The sequence below is a fragment of the Nonomuraea sp. NPDC049269 genome, assembly GCF_043197155.1.
Lineage (GTDB): Bacteria > Actinomycetota > Actinomycetes > Streptosporangiales > Streptosporangiaceae > Nonomuraea.
Window position 1 is genome coordinate 1 of sequence record NZ_JBICSO010000019.1, and the last position, 19,241, is coordinate 19,241.

23 protein-coding genes are annotated in these 19,241 nt (G+C 68.0%); 9 read left to right on the forward strand and 14 right to left on the reverse strand.

Annotation, left to right across the window (positions count from 1 at the left end; genetic code table 11):
• The first annotated feature begins 437 nt into the window (after positions 1–437).
• The 3 genes from ACGFNP_RS60060 (at position 438) to ACGFNP_RS60070 (ending at position 3,110) form a co-directional block, all read left to right on the forward strand.
• Positions 438–1,109 (forward strand): response regulator transcription factor, encoded by a 672-nt coding sequence (locus ACGFNP_RS60060; RefSeq protein ID WP_358335250.1) that lies wholly within the window; start codon positions 438–440, stop codon positions 1,107–1,109.
• Positions 1,110–1,186: 77 nt separating this feature from the next.
• The gene (locus tag ACGFNP_RS60065) at positions 1,187–2,686 is read left to right on the forward strand and encodes a sensor histidine kinase (protein WP_393334044.1); all 1,500 of its coding nucleotides are present in this window, start codon (positions 1,187–1,189) and stop codon (positions 2,684–2,686) included.
• Positions 2,687–2,723: 37 nt separating this feature from the next.
• Positions 2,724–3,110 (forward strand): Rieske (2Fe-2S) protein, encoded by a 387-nt coding sequence (locus tag ACGFNP_RS60070; RefSeq protein WP_358335244.1) that lies wholly within the window; start codon positions 2,724–2,726, stop codon positions 3,108–3,110.
• Here the strand turns inward: ACGFNP_RS60070 and ACGFNP_RS60075 are convergent.
• The 7 genes from ACGFNP_RS60075 to ACGFNP_RS60105 form a co-directional block, all read right to left on the reverse strand.
• The gene (locus ACGFNP_RS60075) at positions 3,097–4,062 is read right to left on the reverse strand and encodes a GNAT family N-acetyltransferase (protein WP_393334048.1); all 966 of its coding nucleotides are present in this window, start codon (positions 4,060–4,062) and stop codon (positions 3,097–3,099) included. The genes ACGFNP_RS60070 and ACGFNP_RS60075 overlap by 14 nt on opposite strands.
• A 10-nt stretch (positions 4,063–4,072) precedes the next feature.
• Positions 4,073–4,471, reverse strand: a complete 399-nt coding sequence (locus ACGFNP_RS60080; protein ID WP_393334051.1) for a hypothetical protein — start codon at positions 4,469–4,471, stop codon at positions 4,073–4,075.
• Positions 4,468–4,845 (reverse strand): SgcJ/EcaC family oxidoreductase, encoded by a 378-nt coding sequence (locus ACGFNP_RS60085; RefSeq protein ID WP_393334054.1) that lies wholly within the window; start codon positions 4,843–4,845, stop codon positions 4,468–4,470. The genes ACGFNP_RS60080 and ACGFNP_RS60085 overlap by 4 nt, the downstream gene beginning before the upstream one ends.
• Before the next feature lie 111 nt (positions 4,846–4,956).
• Positions 4,957–5,556 carry a PadR family transcriptional regulator gene (locus ACGFNP_RS60090; RefSeq protein WP_358335232.1) on the reverse strand — a complete coding sequence of 200 codons (600 nt, stop codon included), beginning with the start codon at positions 5,554–5,556 and terminating at the stop codon, positions 4,957–4,959.
• Between the two features lie 92 nt (positions 5,557–5,648).
• The gene (locus ACGFNP_RS60095) at positions 5,649–6,455 is read right to left on the reverse strand and encodes an MBL fold metallo-hydrolase (RefSeq protein WP_358335229.1); all 807 of its coding nucleotides are present in this window, start codon (positions 6,453–6,455) and stop codon (positions 5,649–5,651) included.
• 171 nt (positions 6,456–6,626) lie between these two features.
• Positions 6,627–7,268, reverse strand: a complete 642-nt coding sequence (locus ACGFNP_RS60100; protein WP_358335226.1) for a response regulator transcription factor — start codon at positions 7,266–7,268, stop codon at positions 6,627–6,629.
• Positions 7,259–8,560, reverse strand: a complete 1,302-nt coding sequence (locus ACGFNP_RS60105) for a histidine kinase (RefSeq protein ID WP_393334060.1) — start codon at positions 8,558–8,560, stop codon at positions 7,259–7,261. Before ACGFNP_RS60105 ends, ACGFNP_RS60100 begins: the two co-directional genes overlap by 10 nt.
• A 579-nt stretch (positions 8,561–9,139) precedes the next feature.
• Between ACGFNP_RS60105 and ACGFNP_RS60110 the strand changes: the two genes are divergently transcribed.
• Complete coding sequence (locus tag ACGFNP_RS60110; protein ID WP_393334063.1) at positions 9,140–9,997, forward strand: glycerophosphodiester phosphodiesterase; 858 nt, start codon at positions 9,140–9,142, stop codon at positions 9,995–9,997.
• Positions 9,998–10,174: 177 nt separating this feature from the next.
• Here ACGFNP_RS60110 and ACGFNP_RS60115 read toward each other — a convergent pair whose 3' ends face one another.
• Both ACGFNP_RS60115 and ACGFNP_RS60120 read right to left on the reverse strand, forming a co-directional pair.
• Positions 10,175–11,080 carry a lysophospholipid acyltransferase family protein gene (locus ACGFNP_RS60115; protein WP_393334066.1) on the reverse strand — a complete coding sequence of 302 codons (906 nt, stop codon included), beginning with the start codon at positions 11,078–11,080 and terminating at the stop codon, positions 10,175–10,177.
• Positions 11,077–11,796, reverse strand: a complete 720-nt coding sequence (locus tag ACGFNP_RS60120; protein ID WP_358335214.1) for a GNAT family N-acyltransferase — start codon at positions 11,794–11,796, stop codon at positions 11,077–11,079. Before ACGFNP_RS60120 ends, ACGFNP_RS60115 begins: the two co-directional genes overlap by 4 nt.
• 208 nt (positions 11,797–12,004) lie before the next feature.
• Here ACGFNP_RS60120 and ACGFNP_RS60125 point away from each other — a divergent pair, with 208 nt between their 5' ends.
• Together ACGFNP_RS60125 and ACGFNP_RS60130 are read left to right on the forward strand one after the other, a co-directional pair.
• Positions 12,005–12,259 (forward strand): hypothetical protein, encoded by a 255-nt coding sequence (locus ACGFNP_RS60125; protein WP_219536981.1) that lies wholly within the window; start codon positions 12,005–12,007, stop codon positions 12,257–12,259.
• 122 nt (positions 12,260–12,381) lie between these two features.
• Positions 12,382–13,557 (forward strand): hypothetical protein, encoded by a 1,176-nt coding sequence (locus tag ACGFNP_RS60130; RefSeq protein WP_393334071.1) that lies wholly within the window; start codon positions 12,382–12,384, stop codon positions 13,555–13,557.
• Between the two features lie 53 nt (positions 13,558–13,610).
• Here ACGFNP_RS60130 and ACGFNP_RS60135 read toward each other — a convergent pair whose 3' ends face one another.
• From ACGFNP_RS60135 to ACGFNP_RS60145, 3 genes are all read right to left on the reverse strand, one after another.
• A complete protein-coding gene (locus ACGFNP_RS60135) occupies positions 13,611–14,252 on the reverse strand; it encodes a C39 family peptidase (RefSeq protein WP_393334074.1) in 642 nt (213 codons plus the stop codon).
• A gap of 115 nt (positions 14,253–14,367) precedes the next feature.
• Positions 14,368–15,219 carry a DUF72 domain-containing protein gene (locus ACGFNP_RS60140; protein WP_393334077.1) on the reverse strand — a complete coding sequence of 284 codons (852 nt, stop codon included), beginning with the start codon at positions 15,217–15,219 and terminating at the stop codon, positions 14,368–14,370.
• Between the two features lie 33 nt (positions 15,220–15,252).
• A complete protein-coding gene (locus ACGFNP_RS60145; RefSeq protein WP_393334080.1) occupies positions 15,253–15,795 on the reverse strand; it encodes a hypothetical protein in 543 nt (180 codons plus the stop codon).
• 211 nt (positions 15,796–16,006) lie between these two features.
• Here ACGFNP_RS60145 and ACGFNP_RS60150 point away from each other — a divergent pair, with 211 nt between their 5' ends.
• Both ACGFNP_RS60150 and ACGFNP_RS60155 read left to right on the forward strand, forming a co-directional pair.
• The gene (locus tag ACGFNP_RS60150) at positions 16,007–16,327 is read left to right on the forward strand and encodes a prevent-host-death protein (protein ID WP_358335202.1); all 321 of its coding nucleotides are present in this window, start codon (positions 16,007–16,009) and stop codon (positions 16,325–16,327) included.
• Entirely contained in the window at positions 16,324–16,734 is a 411-nt protein-coding gene (locus ACGFNP_RS60155) for a type II toxin-antitoxin system VapC family toxin (RefSeq protein ID WP_358335199.1), read from the forward strand. The genes ACGFNP_RS60150 and ACGFNP_RS60155 overlap by 4 nt, the downstream gene beginning before the upstream one ends.
• Positions 16,735–16,751: 17 nt before the next feature.
• Here the strand turns inward: ACGFNP_RS60155 and ACGFNP_RS60160 are convergent, their stop codons facing one another.
• Together ACGFNP_RS60160 and ACGFNP_RS60165 are read right to left on the reverse strand one after the other, a co-directional pair.
• Complete coding sequence (locus tag ACGFNP_RS60160; protein ID WP_393334085.1) at positions 16,752–17,246, reverse strand: VOC family protein; 495 nt, start codon at positions 17,244–17,246, stop codon at positions 16,752–16,754.
• 68 nt (positions 17,247–17,314) lie between these two features.
• Positions 17,315–18,010 carry a GntR family transcriptional regulator gene (locus tag ACGFNP_RS60165; RefSeq protein WP_393334087.1) on the reverse strand — a complete coding sequence of 232 codons (696 nt, stop codon included), beginning with the start codon at positions 18,008–18,010 and terminating at the stop codon, positions 17,315–17,317.
• A gap of 205 nt (positions 18,011–18,215) precedes the next feature.
• On the opposite strand from ACGFNP_RS60165, the gene ACGFNP_RS60170 reads away from it, so the two are divergent.
• Entirely contained in the window at positions 18,216–19,241 is a 1,026-nt protein-coding gene (locus ACGFNP_RS60170; protein WP_393334090.1) for a sugar ABC transporter substrate-binding protein, read from the forward strand.

Here is a 19,241-nt window from a genome sequence, read left to right on the forward strand (position 1 = left end):
GGCGCCCCCCCCACCCGTGCCCCCCCCGCCCCCGCGCGCGCCCCCCCCGGCCCCGGTGCCCCGGGCGCCGGGGGGGGGGGGGGGGGGCCCCCCCCCCCCCCCCCCGGCCCCCGCCCCGCCCCCCCCCCCCCCCCCCCCCCCCCCCCCCCCCCCCTCGCCCGCGCGAACTCGATGGATTTACCGTCGCTCGTCGTACACGTCACCTTGGTGCCCGGGGCCGTCGACGGGGCCTCGTCGGCCATCGCGGATCCGCCCAGGGCCGTGAGCACGAGCACGCCCACCGCGCCGAGTACCGCGAGACGTCGCTTGAACATGGAATCTCCTTGCTGGAAACGATCGGACGCCCCGAGCCTGGCCCGCCGTACCTGAAGTGATCCTGAAGACAGCCGAAACGATCTTCAGGTTGGCTTTAGGTGATGTGCGGCACTCTGACCGGTGTGCGAGTGCTACTGGTGGAGGACGAACATCGGCTGGCCGATCTGGTCAAGGGCGGCCTGGCCGGCGAGGGGTTCGCCGTCGACGTGGCCTACGACGGGCGCGACGGGCTCTGGATGGCCTCGGAGAACGCGTACGACGTGATCGTGCTCGACGTGATGCTGCCCAGGCTGAACGGCTACACGGTGTGCTCCCGATTACGCGAGGCCGGCAACTGGACACCGATCATGATGCTCACCGCCAAGGACGGCATCTACGACGAGGCCGAGGCGCTCGACACGGGCGCGGACGACTACCTGGCCAAGCCGTTCTCGTACGTGGTGCTGCTGGCCAGGCTGCGCGCGCTGGTACGGAGGGGCGGGCACGAGCGGCCGGTGACGATCACGGTCGGCGACCTGGTCGTCGATCCGGCCGGGTTGCGCTGCCGCCGGGGGGAGGTGCAGATCGCGCTGACCCCGAAGGAGTTCGCGGTGCTCCATGGGCTGGCGCGGCGGGCCGGGGAGGTGGTGTCCAAGAGTGAGCTGCTGGCGCAGGCGTGGGACTTCGCTTATGACGGCGATCCGAACATCGTTGAGGTGTATATCAGCGCGCTGCGCCGGAAGATCGACCAACCGTTCGGCAGGACGACCTTGGTGACGGTGCGTGGCGCCGGGTACCGGTTGGAGGCGACATGACCTCGCGGCGCGCTCATCTGGCCTCAGCGCGGGCCCGGCTTCTAGGGCGGGCTCGGCGAACCTCGGGGCGGGATCGCGTGGCTTCGCGGTGGAAGCGTCTGACGGGATCGGTCGCTGAGCGGCTCGCGGGGCGGCTGCCGATGGGGCTGGCGTCCGTGCGGCTGCGCGCGACCGCGGCGGCGACGCTGGTGGTGGCCGTGGCGCTGGGACTGGCGGCCCTCGTGCTGGTGATGGCGTTGCGGGGCAGTCTGCTGAGCAGCGCGGACGAGGAGGCGGCCAGGAAGGCCGTGGCCGCGGCGCCGTACGCGGAGACCATCGCGCTGAGCGTCGAACCCGGCCAGACCACGACCGGCCTGGTGCGCACATTCAGTGAACCTGCCACGACCAGCCCAGCCCACACCTGCGGCGGACCCACCACCAGCAAGGTCCGTACGTCCGGCGAACCCACCGCGACCGGCTCAGCCCGCACCTGCGGCGAACCCGCCACGGCCGGCAAGGTCCGTACCTACGGCGACATGTTGACCGGGCGGACGGCCGACTCGGATGGTGTGGTGCGGATGGCCGATATGGATGTCGTGGTCACGGCCGCGCGGGCGATGCCGGTGGGGAGCTGGGCGGAGGATGACGCGTTCGCCGTCGCGGGCATGCCCGTGTCGACGTCCAGCGGATCGGGGATGCTCTGGGCCAGGGCCTCGCTCGCCGGTGCCGACCAGGCGCTGGCGACGCTCAACGGCGCCCTCCTGCCCGGCGTGCCCGCGCTGCTGCTCGTGGTGGCGGGCATGACCTGGTTCTCGGTCGGCCGCACGCTCGCCCCGGTCGCGGCCATCAGGGCCAAGGTGGCCGACATCACGGCCCGCGACCTGCACCAGCGGGTGCCCGTACCCCGGTCGGGCGACGAGATCGCCGCCCTGGCGACCACCGTGAACGGCACGCTCGACCGGCTGGAGACGGCCGTCGAGACGCACAAGCGGTTCGTCGCCGACGCGGCGCACGAGCTGCGCAGCCCGATCGCCACGCTGCGGGCCCGGCTGGAGCTGGCCGAACCGAGCGATCTGACTGCCGAGGCGCTCGCCGACGTGGACCGTCTCCAGTCGCTGGCGGCCGACCTGCTCCTGCTGGCCAAGCTCGACGCGGGTGAGCCGCTGCGTACGGGCGACCTCGATCTCGGCCAGGTCGCGGCGGAGGAGTCGGTGCGCATCAAGCGGCGACCGGAGCTGCGGATGGAGCTGGACGTCGAGCCCGACGTGGTCTTCCAGGGGTCGCGCGCGCACCTGGCCCGCCTGGTGACCAACTTGGTCGACAACGCGGTACGGCACGCCGCGACGGTCGTACAGGTGCGGGTGCACGGGGAGGACGGCCAGGCCGTGCTCCGCGTGCTCGACGACGGGCCAGGGATCCCGGAGGGGCAGCGGGAGGCGGTGTTCGACCGTTTCACCAGGCTGGACGAGGCGCGGGCCAGGGATGTCGGCGGCGCCGGGCTCGGGTTGCCGATCGCGCGGGACATCGCATCGCTGCATGGCGGCACGCTCATCGCCGAAGAGGGCGGATTTATCGCAAGATTTCCCCTGAACCACTAGCCACTTCTCAGCGTGTGGATAGTTGAAGGAGGCAATCATGCTCACACGTCGTGCACTGATCACCCGAGGTGGCGCCGCAGGCGCAGCAGGAGTCGTTTTCCTGTGGGCACAACCCGCCGAGGCGGAAGAGGAGGCCGCCGGTCCGGTTCTGGCCAGCGCCAAGAGCATCCCGGTCGGCAAGGGAAAGATCGTTAAGGGCAAGTACGTGATCACCCAACCGAAGAAGGGCGTCTTCAAGTGCTTCAGCGCCGTATGCACCCACCAGGGCTGCACGGTGGCCAGCGTCAGCGGCGGCAAGATCCATTGCCCGTGTCACGGCAGCCAGTTCAGCGCCACCACGGGCAAGGTGGTCCGCGGCCCGGCCAAGCGTGCGCTCGCCTCTAAGAAGATCAAGCTGGTGAAGGGCAAGATCACGCTGGCATGATCGTCAGTGAGTACGCCGTAGCGCGCTGGTAGACCTCGAACCCGGCGCGGGTGTAGACGCCGACAGCTCCCGTGGGGTTGTCGGCGTCTACGCTCAGGCCCGCCCGGTCGTACCCCTGCTCCTTGAACGTGGCGAGCGCGTGCGCGATCAGGCCGGCCGCCACTCCCTTGCCGCGCCACTCCCGCAGCGTGCCGATGATGTCGATCCAGGCCGTACGCACACCGGTCGCGGCCGTGGCCGCCTCGTGGTGACGGGTCATCACGATGGCGACCGCCTCGTCCCCCGCGCGGGCCACGAAGGACGATTCGGGCTGGAAGCCGTGGCTGCCGGTGATGTTGTGCCGCCAGCTCTCCGCGGTGTGCAACCCGCTGCCCCAGTGGTCGCGGAACGACTCGTTGCGCACCCGCCGGGCGGCCTCCTCGAATTCCGGCGTGTACGTGACGAAGTCGATCCCATCGGGCACCCGCACCTGGGGCGGCTCCCCCGACAGGTCGCGGTGCCTCTGGGAGAACCAGCGCGTGGCGGCGAAGCCCTTGCGTTCGAGCAGCTCCGCCGCCGCGGTGTTCTCCTGGAGGACTCCGGTCTGCAGTTCCAGCCCTTTGCCGGGGTAGGCCCGCTCATGCAGCTTCGGCGCCACCTCGATCGCCCAGTCGAGAACTCGCCCGCCATGTCCCCGCCCACGGAAGGCGGGGTGGACTCCGGCGCGGAGGAACATCGCGTGCACGCCGTCACGCACCTGCTTGACCGGCAGGTAGCCGTACGCGATCAGCCGCTGCCCGTCCCTGGCCGCGAGCGTGCCCTCGGCCAGGTCGAGCATCGGGTTCGCCAGGTGTCCTATGACGTCTTCGAGGCTGAAGTGCTCGCCGGTCCGGTCCTCGGCCTCGATCGCGGCGGCCAGCTCGGCGAGTCGGCCGGCGTCGTCCTCGTCCAGGGGTGCCCATTCCAGACTCATGGCCTGGAGCCTAGGCGAGGTGCACGGAGCACCCCAAGTCCTCTCCTATCTGGGCAAGCCCCTTGGCGAACCCCTCGCGGGTGGCGTCGTCGAAGCCGATGAAGAGCCGGTTCGCCAGCGGTACGGCCCAGCGCAGCCGCTCGGCGACGTTGTAGACCTGGTGGACGACGAGGGTGCCCTGCGGGTGCCTGGAATACGACCATTCGCCCCGATACCACCAGCCGCCCTGGTAGGCGATCGAGCGGTCGGTGACCTCGACGGTCAAGGTGTGGCCCGGCAGGTCCTCGACGGTGAACCGGCCCTCGCCCGGCACGCCGTCGGGCAGCAGGGTCTTGACCAGTGCCTCGCGCACCCGCTCGGGCGGCGCCTCGACCACCCCGGACGCCTCGGCCAGCAGTGTTCGCTTCATGGCCGGCTCACCCGGGTGTTCTGGAACGAGGCGAAGCGCCAGCCGCCGGGCGTGCTGACGGCGGTGAAGGTGACGATCGAATCGCGGCTCGGGTCGGGCCGCCCTTCGACGGTGGAGCCGCCACCGGAGATCACCAGTGCGACGCCGTCTCCCAGCGGCTTGATGAACGGCTCGCCGCCGCCTCCGGTCAGCTTGATGGGACTCTGGAAGAGCTGCCGATGGGTGACCTCGATGGCCTCCCGGCCCTGGAGGTGCAGGCCGAAGAAGGTGATGTAGTCGGCGTCCTCGGTGAACAGCTCGGCGTAGGCCGTGGCGTCGCCGGCGTTCCAGGTTTCGGCGAGCCTGGTGAGAAGGTTCTTGATCTCAGTGGACATGGCACAGCTCCTGTCGTCGCGGCGCCTATCCTGAGACTGCGAGTCCTGGACAGGGCAGGCGCCTTGTTCGGATTTCCGGCCGCTGGGGTGTTGGCGCACCCCGGCGGCCACTCAACTTTCCAGCGCTTGCTCCATCAGCGACTGCCTGACCGTGCCCGTCCAGTCGAGCTCGCCCTTGTCCAGCCGGTCGAGCACGTCGCGCAACCAGGCCAGCTCGGCCGTGTAGAGAGCCTGCTCGCATTCGAGTTCGAGCATGAGGATCTCCGGCAGGCCGCTGTCGGCCATCGCCCGCCGGTGCGCGTCGATCCCGCTGATCGTCCCCTCGACGGAGGCCGTACGCGTGCGTAGTGCCCGCTTGGCGTCGGGCACCTCCAGCGCGCCGAGCAGGGATACGGCGGCCACCAGCGTGCGCCGGTCGGGGTCCGGCTGCTCCACCAGCCTGCGCAGCCTTGTCGCCAGCTCCTGGCGGCCGTCGTCGGTGATCTCGTAGACCGTCCGCTCGGGTCGGCGGCCTTCGCGGTCGGTCTTCGCGGGCACGATCAGCTCGTCCTTGGCCAGCCGTTCGACCGCGTGGTAGAGGCTGCGCGGCAGCCCGGTCACGTAGTCCTTGTGCGTGTCGATGATGAAGCGGTGCAGCTCGTAGGGATGGCTGGCACGTACCGAGAGCATGGCGAGCACTGTCAGCCCCACCAGGTCATGGCGTCGTGCCATGATGCCTCCTTCTATAGTGCAATATGCAATATAGAAGAAGGCAACGCGGCTGTCCAGGCCTCGTCTACGCCAGCCGGCTGTCCCGGCTTTGGCTACGCCAGTTGGCTGTCGAGCTGCAGGAAGGCCCGCTCGATGGCCTGCCTGGCGACGTCCTCCGGGTACGGGAAGCGGGTGATGAGGTCGCGCAGGCCCTCCACGTGCGCCCGCGTGGCGAGCTCGGCCACGGCGACCAGCTCGGCCTGCTGGGCGAGGGCGAACGCACGATCGACCACCGCGCCGTGCCCCGGCACGATCACCTGCTCGGGCAGCTCGGCCAGCATCGCGGCGACCGTGACGGGCCAGTCGAGCGGGTAGGAGTCGCCGAAGGCCGGTGGCGCGCCCTCTTCGATCAGGTCACCGGCGAACACCACCCCGGCGTCGGGTACGTGCGCGACGATGTCGTTGCTGCTGTGGCCGAGCCCGAAGTGGCGCAGATGCACGGCCCGGCCGCCGATGTCGAGCGTGGCCGTGGAGGTGAACGTGTGGTCAGGTGGGACGATCTCCACCTCTTCCAGCTCCGCCCGCCGGTCTCCGGGCAGGAGCTCGATCCAGGTCGCCCGCTGCTGCTCGCCGTGCAGCTCGATCTCCTCGGCGCACCTGGAGTGACCCCAGATCTCGCCCGGCAGGAACATCGCGTTGCCGAAGTAGTGGTCGAAGTGGGAGTGGGTGTTGACGACCGTCCATGGGCTGGCGGTGATCCGCCTGATCGCCTCGATCAGGTCGGTGGCCTCGCGGTGGGAGACGCGCGTGTCGAGCACTAAGCAGTGGCCGTCTCCGACGATCAGGCCGACGTTCATGTCGAATGACTTGTGACGCCGGACGTAGACCCGGTCGCCGATTTCCCGCCACTGCTCGTTCATCGCTCGATCCTGAATCTCATGTCGGGACGCTGCTAGAACTCTACTTAGGAACGCGACCTGGCATAGGACTTTCCGGCCATGATCGACACCGAAGTCCAGCACGCGCTCGCGGCGGATCGGTGGGCCAGTGGGCTGGCGCGCTCGGTCGGGAGGTGGAGGGTCGCGGCCCGATCAGCCCCGCAGATATGCCAGTACGGCCAGTACCCGGCGGTGGTTGTCGGGGGCTGGTGGCAGGTCCAGCTTGGTGAAGATGCCTGCGATGTGTTTGGCCACGGCGGCCTCGGTGACGAACAGTTCCCGCGCGACCGAGGCGTTCGAGCGGCCCTCGGCGATCAGCGCTAGCACCTCCTGTTCCCTTGGGGTTAGCCGCTGGAGGGGATCGCGGCGGCGTCTCAGCAGTTGGCGCACCACCTCGGGATCGACGACCGTGCCACCCGCCGCCACCCGATCCAGCGCGTCGACGAACTCGCGCACGTCACCGATGCGATCCTTGAGCAGGTAGCCGATGCCGGCCCCGCCTTCCGAGTCGAGCAACTCGGCCGCGTACGTCTGCTCGACGTACTGGCTGAGCACCAGCACGGCCAGCCCCGGGTCCTTCCCGCGCAGCTCCAGCGCGGCCCGCAGGCCCTCGTCCGCGAACCCGGGCGGCATCCGCACATCGGTCACCACCGCGTCGGGCCGGTGCTCCGTCACGGCCTCGACCAGCGCGGACGCGTCGCCTACCGCGGCGGCGACGGTGTGGCCGAAGCGTTCGAGCAGCCCGGCCAGGCCCTCGCGCAGGAGGACGGCGTCCTCGGCGATCACTACGCGCACGGGATCTCCACTCGCATCAAGGTCGGGCCGCCCACCGGGCTGGACAGAGACAGTCTCCCGCCGACCACGGCGAGCCTGTCGGCCAGGCCGGTGAGCCCGGTCCCCCCGGCCGGGTCGGCGCCGCCACATCCGTCGTCGTGGATCTCGACGACCAGCCTGTCTTTCTCCAGGTGACCGTTGATCGTGACCTTCGTGGCCCGGGCGTGCTTGGCGACGTTCGCGAGGGCCTCGGCGACCACGTAGTAGGCGGTGGCCTCGACGGCCACAGGCAGCCTGACCGGTTTCTCAAGTGACGGCTCCCCGAACGCCGATCCGTCGGACGCCGACTCCCCAGACGTCGGTCCCCCAGACGGCCGTCCCTCAGACCTCGGTCCCCCGGACGCTGATCTCCCAGGTGCCGGTCTCTCACGTTCACGTGCGTAGGGGGTCAGGTCGATGTGCACGTTGACGGGGAGGGGTGAGCGGCCGGCCAGGTCGCGTACGGCCGCGGGCAGGCCGCGGTCCGTCAGCACCTGCGGGTGTACGCCCCTGATCAGCTCGCGCAGCTCGGCCAGCGCCTGCTTGGCCTGGTCGTGCGCACGTTCGACCAGTTTGGCGGCCGGGTCGTCGTCGGCGAGGTCCAGCCGGGCCAGGCCGAGGGTCATCGACAGGGCGACGAGCCGCTGCTGGGCGCCGTCGTGCAGGTCGCGCTCGATCCTGCGGCGCTCGGCCTCGAACGCGTCGACCAGCCGGGCGCGCGACCTGACCACCTCGTTCAGCTCGGGCGGGGCCAGCATCGCCCGGACCATGGCACCTCGGGCGCCGGCCCAGGCGGTGATCGTGTACGCGGCCACCGGCAGCAGCAGCACCCCCGCCAGCGCGGCCACCCCGGCGACGAGCCCGGTCGGGTCGGGCTGGACGACAGGAGACAGGATCAGGACGACCGGCCCGCCGGTGGTGAACCCGACCACCACCAGGTCGATCCACCACAGCCCGAACACCGTGACGAGGGTCAGCACCATCTCCCGCCTAACCCGGTCAGTCGTCTCCGGAAGCGGGGCACTGTCCACCAGTCTCAGCCGCAGCCGCTCGAAGCGGGCCACCAGGGGCCTGCCCAGCACCACCACGGCCAGCACGACAGCGATCACCACCAGAGGCAGACGGAAGAGCAGCCCGTTCGCCACGACGGCGAAGACCACGAGACCCGGCACCGCACCGGCGAGCAGGTACGCCAATGAGCGCCACGGCCAGGCGGACCGCAGGAAGGCCGGCGGCCGCTGAGTCAGCGCTTCCAGCGCGGTCCTCGTCAACACGCGATCGACGGTATCCGCTGGTGGGCGGGCAGGCAGTAGTGCTGGGTCTACCTCGCATCACCACCTCCAGCGCGGGCGGGACGACGCCGACCAGCCCGCACACAGGGGATCGCCAAAGTGGGGCGGCAGGCGTGGCGGACCGCCGAGCCGGGAAGGCTTCCGTTACGACAGGTACTTGTCCGCTCACGGAGGGCAACCATGGTCGAGATCCAGTACAGGCCCGAGAGGCGCCGGATGCTGGAGGCCACATACCCATCGATCGCGGTCCTGCCGGGATCGGGACTCCATGTGGCCATCGACGAGACGTCGCCCTCCCCGATCTCATCCACGTGTGGCGGTCGGCGCGCAGCATCCCGTACAGGCCGCGTCGTCGACCCGGCCGATGCCGCTCCGGAACGGCTGCCCGAAGCCGTGCTGGAGCCTCAGGAGCACGTCGTGGGCGGGGGACGCCTGACGAGATAGCCCGGTGTCCCAATGCTCATCCTCCCGGCATCAGCGAGTTGCCCTTCCCTCAACTTCGCGTCACACGTGGTTGTCAAGTTTGGATTGCCGGCTGCTTCCCCAAGCCCGAGGAGCCCCATGTTCCGCCCACTCGGAGCAATCGTCGTCATCTCCTTCGCCGCCCTCGCCGCCGTAACCCCGACAGCCTCCGCCGTATCGCCGTCGACGACCACTCCCCATCGCGAAGCCTCCGACATCACCGCCGTCGCGCATCGCGGAGCCTCCGCGTACGCGCCCGAGAACACCATCGCCGCCTTCCAACTGGCCGGAAAGCTGGGAGCCGACTCGTTCGAACTCGACGTGCAGGAGACCAAGGACCACGAGCTGGTCCTGATGCACGACACGACGCTGTCCCGCACCACGGACGCCGAGCGGATCTTCCCCGACCGGGCGCCCTGGCGGGTCGGGGACTTCACGCTCGCGGAGATCCGCAGGCTGGACGCGGGGTCGTGGTTCGCCGACAAGTACGACGGCGAGCCCGTTCCGACGCTCGAAGAGACGCTGCACGAGATGAACGGCAGCGGACTCAGCCTGCTCCTGGAGATCAAGGAACCCGCGCTCTACCCGGGCATCGAAGGCCGCATCGCCGACGAGCTGCGGCGCAACACCTCGTGGCTGAGCCCCGGCCGGCTGGTCGTGCAGTCGTTCAGCTGGGCATCGATGCGGACATTCCACCGCGACCTGCCCGAGGTGCCCATCGGCCTGCTCGGCACACCATCCGTCGCGGACCTACCGAAGCTGGCGGCCTATGCCAGCCATATCAACACACCGTATGGCAACCTCTCGGCGCAGTACGTCCAGCGCGTCCACAGCCTGGGGATGGCGGTCTTCGCCTGGACGGTGGACGATCCCGACATCATGCGCCGCCTCATCGCCTATGGGGTGGACGGCATCATCACCAACAAGCCCGACGCTCTTACGTCCTTGGCTCGATAGAGCGGCCCCGGGTTGCCCGTGGTCTGCTGACGACGGGCAACCAGGGGGTGGCCGGGGTCAAGGATGCGCACGTCACGGCGCCCAGCCCCGTGAACCGGAGGAGCGTTTCCCTGGAGGGGGCCGGGCCAGGTGCGGCGGGTGGGGCCGGCCCATGCTGGCCGTACGATATGTGGCGTTTTATTGGGCTGGAACGCGTCGGTGAACTGCAGGCGGGCGGCGCGGAGAGGCCTCGACGGCACCGCTACGTACGTGCGCCTCGGCGATTCTGGCCAGCGTGGCGCGGGCCTCATGTCGCCTTCCGGTGGGCGTGAGTCGTACGGGAGCGAACAGGGTCACCTCGACGACCAGGCCCCGGGTCGCGGTCACCCGCAGGAGGGAGGCGAGCAGCGAGTCGTCTCCGACATAACAGCCGCGGGTCGACGTCGACTCTCCCTCGCGGTAGCGCAGCGCCGCCGGGCGCACCTCGGCGCCCGCGTCGATCGCCGCCTGGAAGACGGCCGGGCGGAACTCCCCCATCCCACGCCCGCACCACGTCGTGCCCTCGGGGAACGCGACCACCGTGTCGCCCGCTCTGAGGGCGTTCGCGACCGTCGCGACGGCCGACGGGAGGGCGGAGAGTCGTTCCCTGTCGATGAACAGCGCGCCGGAGCCCGCCGCCAGCGTACGGATGAGCGGCCATTCACCGATCTCCCGCTTGGCCAGCGGGCGCGACGGCACCGTGGCCGCCATGACCAGCGGGTCGAGCCAGGAGACGTGGTTGGCCACGAGCAGCGCTCCCGGGGCGGCCGGGGACACCTGCGATTGCGCGAAGTACGCGTCGCCGGCCGTGGTCTTGACCCTGATGCCGAGCGCGCGCAGCAGCAATCTCGCCCACGTCTTCGTGATCTCCGCCCGCCACGCCGTACGGGCTCGGCAGGCCGCGAGGGAGATCGAGAGGCCCGCGAGCAGGACGAGGACCGTCGCGAGGAGCCGCGCCACCCGGTGAACGGGGCCGACGGCGACGGCCGGGGCGTCCACGCAGGCAGCGGGGGAGCACGGGCCCATCCGGAGCCATGGGTTGATCTCCAAAGGGGTGCCGCTCACAACGGCTCTCCGAGGAAGTACCGCAGGTAGCGGGCGTTCACGTTGTCCATCGAGAGCAGGACGAAGAAGTCGGCGGTGCCGAAGTCACGGTCATGCGCGGGCGCCCCGCACACCCAGGAGCCCAGCCGCAGGTAGCCGCGGAGCAGAGCAGGCGGGACGAACCTGTCCGAACTAACCACGCCCCGGCCCCGTCGCCACGGGTCGCGCGGCGTTACGCGGTACTCCACCGGACCCAGCGGTACCCGTTCGACGACCCCGGCCGCGAGCACGCCCCGGTCATCGAGGGGGACCGAGCAGCAACCGGCCAGCCACTTGTGACCGCCGTTCACCATGTAGCGGGCGATGCCCGCCCACATCAGGCCGACCACCGCGCCACCTCGGTGATCGGGATGCACGCAGGTGCGACCCGCCTCGACCAGGTTCTTCCTGATGGGCGCGAGGTTGGCCAGGTCGAACTCGGCGTCGGCGTACAGCCGGTCCATCCGCCCTGGGGGGAGCAGCCGGTACGTACCGACCACTTCGTCGTCGTAGCGGACCAGGAGGTGGTCGCAGTACGCGTCGAATCTGTCCACGTCGAGGCCGGAGACCGGGCTGTCGAGCCGCGCCCCCATCTCCTCGCCGAAGACCTGGTGCCGGAGCCGTTGCGCGGCCTGTACGTCGGCAGCGCTCGTGGCCATGCCAACGGTGTAGCGGCCGGTGTCAAGAGCGATCGTCATGGGCGCGGGTCCTTCCCTGAAAGCGTCTCGCGACCATGTCGACATGCCGAAATGACGGTGGAGTCTCCCATCGGGGGCAGCCAGGCGTCCGCACGGTGAACCTCGGGCGGTCACCCCGGACCCCATCAAAAGCAAAGCTTCGGTGTGAGCTGGGCGAATGCCCGCGCCGAAACTCCTGGGAGCCGACGGCCCATCTTATGATCACACCGTGCTGGATACGGCGATCCATCTCATCTTCGGCGGACTCTTTATCGGCTTCATCATTGTTTGGGTGGTGCAGCTGGTCAGGGTCCTGCGGCAACGACGCATACACAAGTACACGGATCCGATGCGTGCCATGGACATCACCGGTCGCGTTCGCCAGCTCAAGGTGCGCGGCGACGAAGACGAAGCCGTACGCCTGGTGCAGGACGAGCTCGCCATGCCCATCAACAAGGCTCGTTCGTGGGTGAAATCCATATAGCGCAGGGGAAAGCGGCGTTACCGCAGGGGGTTGACTAGTCGCAGAGCGCGATTATTGACGGCTCTTGTGAAGATTGATAACGTCCCGGTCACGCGTGGCCACTCCTGAGCCGCACGAGAGTCTTGACCACATCGGAGCACGACATCAAGACATCATCTCGCGGAGCCTTATCCAAACTCCGCCGTTCTCCTCTCATCCGCGCGACCGTCGCCGTCGCGGCCGCTTTCGCGCTGATGGCATCCGCCTCCACCGCCGGCGCCGAATCTCGCGTATCCGTACCGGCCAAGAGCGTCGCGGCCGTCGACGCACGGCCCAACGACGGTTCCGGGTATTGGCCGGACTTCTCGAACACCGGCTATGCCAACACTCCGGCCAACGCCGGTGGACTGGGCCTGGGCGCGTACCCGGGCAAGCTCACCGACTATGCCGCGAACATGAGTGCCAGCAAGCCATTGACGCTGCGCTATCCCGACAACAGCGTCATCTCCTTCACGCGTTTCCTGGCGCTGAAGGTGATTATCTACGGCGATAATCTTACGTTCGTCGGCTGCTTGTTCGAGGGCACCGATCCGAATGACAATCTCATTCAGATCTACTCGGACACCAACGTCAAGTTCCTGTATTCGACGCTCAAGCCCAGCTCCTATTCGATGCCTCCTGGCAACGACGGCACCGTCTCGTCATCCCATACCACGCCGGGCACGCCTTTCGACAAATCGTGGCAGTTGGCCACGACGATGAAGGAAGCCGTCGCGGTCATGGACCACAACGACATCTGGGGAAATGCGGGCCTGGAGATGGTGACGGGTTTCCCGGGACGCCCGTCGACCTGGACGAACAATTACATTCATGACATGGCTGATACGTCACATGACGTCTATCACCATGACGGCATCGGCCCGCAGAGTGAAGGCAATGGCGGTCCCATGATCGTCGACCACAACACCCTGGCCTCCTTGGGCAATACCAATGCTCTGGCCATGCAGGGCAGCGGCGTCTACGACAACATCTCGGTCACGAACAACTATGTGTCCGGCTGGGGTTATGCCCTGCACATCGGCGACGTGAACAACGCGACCAACATCACCGTCACCGGCAACGTCTTCTCGGCCGAACTCGATCAGTTGTACGGCTTTCTGTACGGCAACATCTGGGGCGGATCGGCTCGCGGCTCCACCTGGCGCAACAATCTCATCCAGGCACGTACAGGCGACGGCAACACCGCCTTTTCGACCGCCGACAACGGCAAGTACTTGTGGCCGACCGGCGACACCCATACCACCGACTACACAGGCTGAGCCATATCGCCGCGGTCCGCTTGCCGGACCGCGGCGATGCCCGCCCGCTCAACTCAGAGCTTGGATACGTAGTACATGTTGCCGCCCGGCTGGATAACCTTGGCCAGGGCCGAGGCGCTGAGGGTGTGGGAGCCGCCCGTCGGCTTCCACGGGTCGTACACGGTGATCGTGCCCTTGGTCCTGTCGTAGCCGTAGGCGATGATCGCATGGCCGATCTTGGCGCCCTTGACCTTGCCCTTGTTCCAGGGCAGTTGCTCCATCCACACGGCGATCACCGGCGCTCGGTGCAGGTCGCCGATGTTCCCCGACACCCGGCTCATGAGCACTCCGGGGTTCCCGTCCGCGTCGGTGGGGATCGTGTACTTGTAGCCGCGCGACTTGACGTAGGCATTGATGACCGGCACGGCGTTCGCACCCTTGGTACCCGACGTCGTGGTCTTCATCTTCTTGGCCAGGGTCGCCTGGCTGACGCTGACGCCGAAGCTCGACAGGCTCATCGACGACGAGGCGGGCACGCAGTAATAGTTCGTCTGCTGCCGCTGCCCCTTGAGCGAGAGCTGGTAGCGCGGGGGCGTGAAGAGCCCCTTGGCAGTCGGGGACGGTGTGGGGGACGCGGTGGCGCTCGGGGAGGGGGTGGGGGACGCGTAGGCCGGTGTCAGAGCGGTGAACTGCAGGGCGCCCACGGTCGCTGCCATGGTGAGGGCGATGCTGGTTCCCGTCTTACACTTCTTCACTTGATCACTCCGCACATGAATGCTGACAGTGGTCAAGGACCGTAGTTGATCTGGACAAAGATCCGCAAATAGCCCGTCAGAAGAGGGTCAGCGGCTCGTTCGGCAGGGGCTCAGGCAGCGGCTCGATCTCGGGCAGCCGGCTCCGCACCTCATCGTGGAACCGCCGGGCGAGCATGAGGGCGTCGGCGTTGTCCGGGGTATGCACGAACACGGTCGGCGAGCGCCCTTCGCGCAGCCATTCGACAACCGTACCGACCCATTGCCGCCAGCCCTCGACCGTACGCTCCGTGGCGTCCCTGCCGAGGTAGCGAACGATCGGACGGTCTGTGAGTGCGGACGACCGGCGGGGCACGCGCGGTTTCTTCGTCCACGCATCTCGTTCGGCGTCGCTGGTCGGGGGGCTCTGGAAGAGGGTGGTGGTGTCGAACGGCACCCATTCGGCCTCAGCGCGGGCGAGAACGCTTTCGAGCAGCCGTACGGATCGCGCGTCATCGAAGAACGCACGGTGCCGAACTTCGACGGCGTACCTGTAGGAGCGGGGAAGCTGCCGAAGAAAGGCCGCCAGGGTGCCGAGCTCGGTCGGACCGAACGACCCCGGCAATTGGACCCAGAGCGCGTGAGCTCGCGATTCGAGCGGCTCAACCGCCTCCAGGAACGACCGGAGTTCCTCATCAATACCGGTAAGGCGGCGCTCATGCGTGATCGACTTGGGCAACTTGACCACGAACCGGAAATCGGGCGCGGTCTGCCGGGCCCACGACTCCACCGTGCTCCTCGCCGGTGTCGCGTAGAACGTCGTATTGCCCTCAACCGCGTTACACCAGCTCGCATAGGCGCGCAGGCGTTCCCCGGGCGGAAGCGGATGAGGCAGAAAGCGCCCCTGCCATGGCACGTGCGTCCACATCGCGCATCCCACATGAAGCCGCATGACCCCGACGCTACCTTGCACAGCGTCTGAGCCTCACTCGATCCACCACCAGCCGTTACCGAGATCCCGAGTCGGGGCACCGAGATCGCCGGCCGCCGTTTGGAGCAGCCTTCGCGAATCTGCCGTACCCGGAATGTATGCGAACCCGACACCACTTTCAGCCCGCCACGGATCCACGAACACCGGGAAGTAGAGCCCGTTCTCTTGGGCTTGCACCTCTCCGTCCACGGCCAGAGAGCTCATCCACGCGGGCACCGCGACAGGCTGATCCCTCTCATAGGCGGCGGCGACTTCGGCGAAGGCCCCTCGACGAAGCCAGATCATGCTCTTCACGCTGGCGATGGGCCAGTCGGTGTTCCACAGAAAGGTGCCGATGACAACCGCGAGAACCAACCCGGCGAAGGCTCGGACGTACGACGCGATGGAGATGTACGCGATCACGGCGGTGAAGGTCCACAGAGCCGCCCACACCCACCCGAAACCGATCACCAGCCAGATGAACCGCCCAATCGCGTGAAAGGCCGGGATGAACAGGTAGTAGGTGGCAGCCAGGAACAGCCAGCCGGTAAATGTCATGAGGGCCGGCACCCTCCACCAACGAGGAGCCTTCCTCGCGGAGAACACCATGACGTGCAGTGTGATGCCCCAGCGAGCGGCCACACCACACCTTGATCGATAGCTTCACGCTATTTGCACAACATCCACAAACCTGACACAGACGCCGGCATTGCTGCACGATATGTGCCACTCAGTAGCACCAAATAGCACGCCATTGTAAGCTCGATGGGTGAGCACTCCTGAACCCGACCACTCTCACGAGATCTCCCAGCGAGACCTGCGTAACCGGTCAGCGGAGATCATGGATGGCCTGGAACGTGGCGAGCGATACGCCGTTACGCGTAACGGCCATCACATCGGCGACCTGATCCCTCTCCGCCGTCGGCGCCGAGCCGTCTCGCGGGCCGAGTTCGCCGCCGTATCCCGCGGCATGCCGCGGCTGGACGACCGGAAATATCGCGAGGACATGGATCGCCACGTGAACGACGATCTCTACGACCCCTACGACCGCGCCTTCGGCAGAGGCGAGTCCGCAGAGGACGAGGGATGACCCACGCTCAAGGCCTGCTCGACACCAACATCCTCATCTTGCGCGCCGGAATCGACCCCGACGAACTACCCGAGGAGATGATGATCAGCGCCATCACCACGGCGGAGCTGTCGGTCGGCGTGCTGGTAGCGACGGAACCACAAGAACTCGCCCAGCGCATGAAGATCCTGCAGACGGCCGAGGCCGAATTCGACCCCCTGCCCTTCGACGACACAGCCGCCCGTGAGTACGGCCAGTTGTGGACCGCCGTCATCGCCTCAGGCCGCAAACCCCGCCCCCGAACAGCGGACCTGATGATCGCCTGTGTGGCCATCGCGAACCGGCTGCCCCTCTACACCTGCAACCCCAAGGACTTCAAAGGCCTGGACCACCTGCTCACCGTGGCTCCAGTCACCCACCCGCGGTGAGACGTGCTGTACGGCCGCTACTGGGGCGCGCGAAGGGCCGGGCCGAGGGTTGACTGGACGTAGGTCATGGCCTCGGTGTACTTCGGGTCGCCGGCCCGTTCGCCGATCTGTTCCGGGGTCAGGTCGGCGACGCGTTCCTGGAGCCACCAGATGTTGCCCAGCGGGTCGCGTACGCGGCCGACCTTGTCGCCCCAGAACAGCTCAGTTGGCTGGGTGATGACGCTGGCCCCGGCTTGCACCGCGCGTTCGACAACCGCGTCCGCGTCGGCCACGTAGAGTCGCAGCAGTCCCGGGGTCTCGATCGGGAACGGCGAGTCGAACATCATCACGATGGAGTCGCCGATCCGCGCCTCGGCGTGGCCGATCGCGCCGCCGTCCACCTCGACACGGCTGAGCTCTTCGGCGTCGAACGCGTCCTTGATGAAGTCGAGGAGGCCGGCGGTGTCCTTGGTGACGATCCAGGGGGTAACGGTGTGGTATCCCTCGGGGACGGCGGGCAGGTTGGTTGCCATGAGGTTCGTCCTTTGCGTTAAGGGCCGTTGACCTCTGCCAGTCTAGCAGAACGGAATGATTTGTTCCACTAAGTGAGGCGCTGCTGGGCTCGCCGCAGGTGGGTGAGCATCGCCGCCCGGGCGAGCTCGGCGTCGCCGGCCGCGATGGCGGCGGCGATGTCCTGGTGCTCGGCGATGGTGGCGGACCCGAGTCGCGTGCTGTAGCGCTGGCGGAACAGGTGCAGGTGGCAGTTTGTCCGGACGAACGCCTGCAGGAGTTGGTCGTTGCCGGACAGTTCGGCGATCTGCCGGTGGAAGCGCTCGTCGTGGCCGGCCAGTTCGCGGTATGCCTGGTAGGTGTCGCCGGTCGGAAGCGTGTCGACGGAGTCCACCTCGGCCTGGAGGCGGGCGAGACTGGCGGCGTCGCGTCGCTGCGCGGCTCGTGCCGCGGCCCAGGGCTCGATGACCGTACGGAACTCGAACAGCTCCTTGACCTCGTCGGGCGTCAGGACCGGCGTGGTGGAGTAGCCGCGCAGCGCCTCCTTCCGGGCCAGGCCCTCCGACTCCAGCCGGATCAGTGCCTCGCGGATCGGAGTCGACGAAACGCGCAGGTCGCGGGCCAGCTGGTCGATGCTCAGCCGGGCTTGCGGGGCGATGACATGATCCATGATCAGGGTCTTGATCGCCTCGTAGACGTCGTCGGTCAGGGACTGGCGGCTGGGCAGCGGGGCGATCATCGACTCCGCCGAGCTGCCGGCCGCGCCGCCGACTCGATCTCTGGCCATCACTGCTCCCCACACCGCTGGACGTCATCCACTCCGCTGCAGCGTATCACGCACGATGCACGATTTCCGGCCCCTGAATACCCCCAAAGTGCCCCTTGACGGGGTCAATCACCAGTCGCTATACATCCATGAAATATCCTATAGGATCGATGATGTCGCGAGAGGCGCGGTCATGAAGCAAAGACCATTGACCAGGATCGGCGGAGTGGCTGCCCTCCTGGCGCTCGCCGTCGGCACCATGGCCGGTTGCACGAGGAAGAGCGACGACGCGGCAACCGGCGCGACCACCCGGAAGCCCGACCAGGTCAAAATCGCCCTGGTCCCGGGCGGTGCACACCCCTACTTCCAGCCATGGAAGGCGACCGGCGCCGAGGTGAAGACCGACCTGGGCCTGGGCGACGTCACCTTCAACGAGACCTCCGACTGGGATCAGACCAAGCAGAACGACGTCCTCAAGTCGCTCGCCGCCCAGGGCTACAACGCCTTCGGCGTCTTCGGGGTCTCCCCGGAGAACATCAACGCCACGTTCGAGGACCTCACGCGCCAGGGCTACCCGACCGCCTCCCTCGGCTCGTGCCCGGCCGGGGACGTCGACAAGGCCGCCTTCTGCCTGTCCACCGATGTCCAGCAGGCCGCGTACAAGGCCGCGCAGGCCGCGATCCAGGCCATGGACGGCAAGGGCAACCTGGTGCACCTGACCGGCAACAAGGTCGACTCCAACACCCAGCGCCGCATCGCCGGCGTGCAGAAGGCGGTCGATGAGACCGGTGGCAAGGTCAAGCTCCTGCAGACGGTGACCGACGTCGACAAGGACCTGCAGAGCGCGCAGAAGGCCGTCGCCGACCTGCTCGCCGCCAAGGGCACCGAGATGCAGGGCATCGTCAACACGGCCTACAACCCGGCGGTCGCCTCCGCCGACGGTGTCAAGCAGGCCAAGCTGCCGATCAAGGTGATCGCGATCGACGACGACGCGACCATCCTGGCCGGCATCCGGGATGGCTCCGTCGCCGGCACGGTGCTGCAGAACCCGGTCGGCCAGGCGTCCGTCGGCTCGTACGCGCTGATGAAGCTGGCCGGCGGCTGCACGATGAGCAAGCCGGGAGTGGCCGTCGACTCCGGCTCCTTCGTCGTCACCAAGGCCAATGTCGGCAGCTACGACGCCGAACGGCAGGCGAAGACCGAAGAGCTGCGCAAGGCCTTCGACAGCCAGTACCTCACCTGCAAGAGCTAG

Coding starts and splice junctions, on each gene's coding strand:
- ACGFNP_RS60070 (WP_358335244.1), top strand. CDS start 2,724: ATGCTCACACGTCGTGCACTGATCACCCGAGGTGGCGCCGCAGGCGCA.
- ACGFNP_RS60075 (WP_393334048.1), bottom strand. CDS start 4,062: ATGAGTCTGGAATGGGCACCCCTGGACGAGGACGACGCCGGCCGACTC.
- ACGFNP_RS60080 (WP_393334051.1), bottom strand. CDS start 4,471: ATGAAGCGAACACTGCTGGCCGAGGCGTCCGGGGTGGTCGAGGCGCCG.
- ACGFNP_RS60085 (WP_393334054.1), bottom strand. CDS start 4,845: ATGTCCACTGAGATCAAGAACCTTCTCACCAGGCTCGCCGAAACCTGG.
- ACGFNP_RS60090 (WP_358335232.1), bottom strand. CDS start 5,556: ATGGCACGACGCCATGACCTGGTGGGGCTGACAGTGCTCGCCATGCTC.
- ACGFNP_RS60095 (WP_358335229.1), bottom strand. CDS start 6,455: ATGAACGAGCAGTGGCGGGAAATCGGCGACCGGGTCTACGTCCGGCGT.
- ACGFNP_RS60110 (WP_393334063.1), top strand. CDS start 9,140: ATGTTCCGCCCACTCGGAGCAATCGTCGTCATCTCCTTCGCCGCCCTC.
- ACGFNP_RS60120 (WP_358335214.1), bottom strand. CDS start 11,796: ATGACGATCGCTCTTGACACCGGCCGCTACACCGTTGGCATGGCCACG.
- ACGFNP_RS60135 (WP_393334074.1), bottom strand. CDS start 14,252: ATGGCAGCGACCGTGGGCGCCCTGCAGTTCACCGCTCTGACACCGGCC.
- ACGFNP_RS60140 (WP_393334077.1), bottom strand. CDS start 15,219: ATGCGGCTTCATGTGGGATGCGCGATGTGGACGCACGTGCCATGGCAG.
- ACGFNP_RS60145 (WP_393334080.1), bottom strand. CDS start 15,795: ATGACATTTACCGGCTGGCTGTTCCTGGCTGCCACCTACTACCTGTTC.
- ACGFNP_RS60155 (WP_358335199.1), top strand. CDS start 16,324: ATGACCCACGCTCAAGGCCTGCTCGACACCAACATCCTCATCTTGCGC.
- ACGFNP_RS60160 (WP_393334085.1), bottom strand. CDS start 17,246: ATGGCAACCAACCTGCCCGCCGTCCCCGAGGGATACCACACCGTTACC.
- ACGFNP_RS60165 (WP_393334087.1), bottom strand. CDS start 18,010: ATGGCCAGAGATCGAGTCGGCGGCGCGGCCGGCAGCTCGGCGGAGTCG.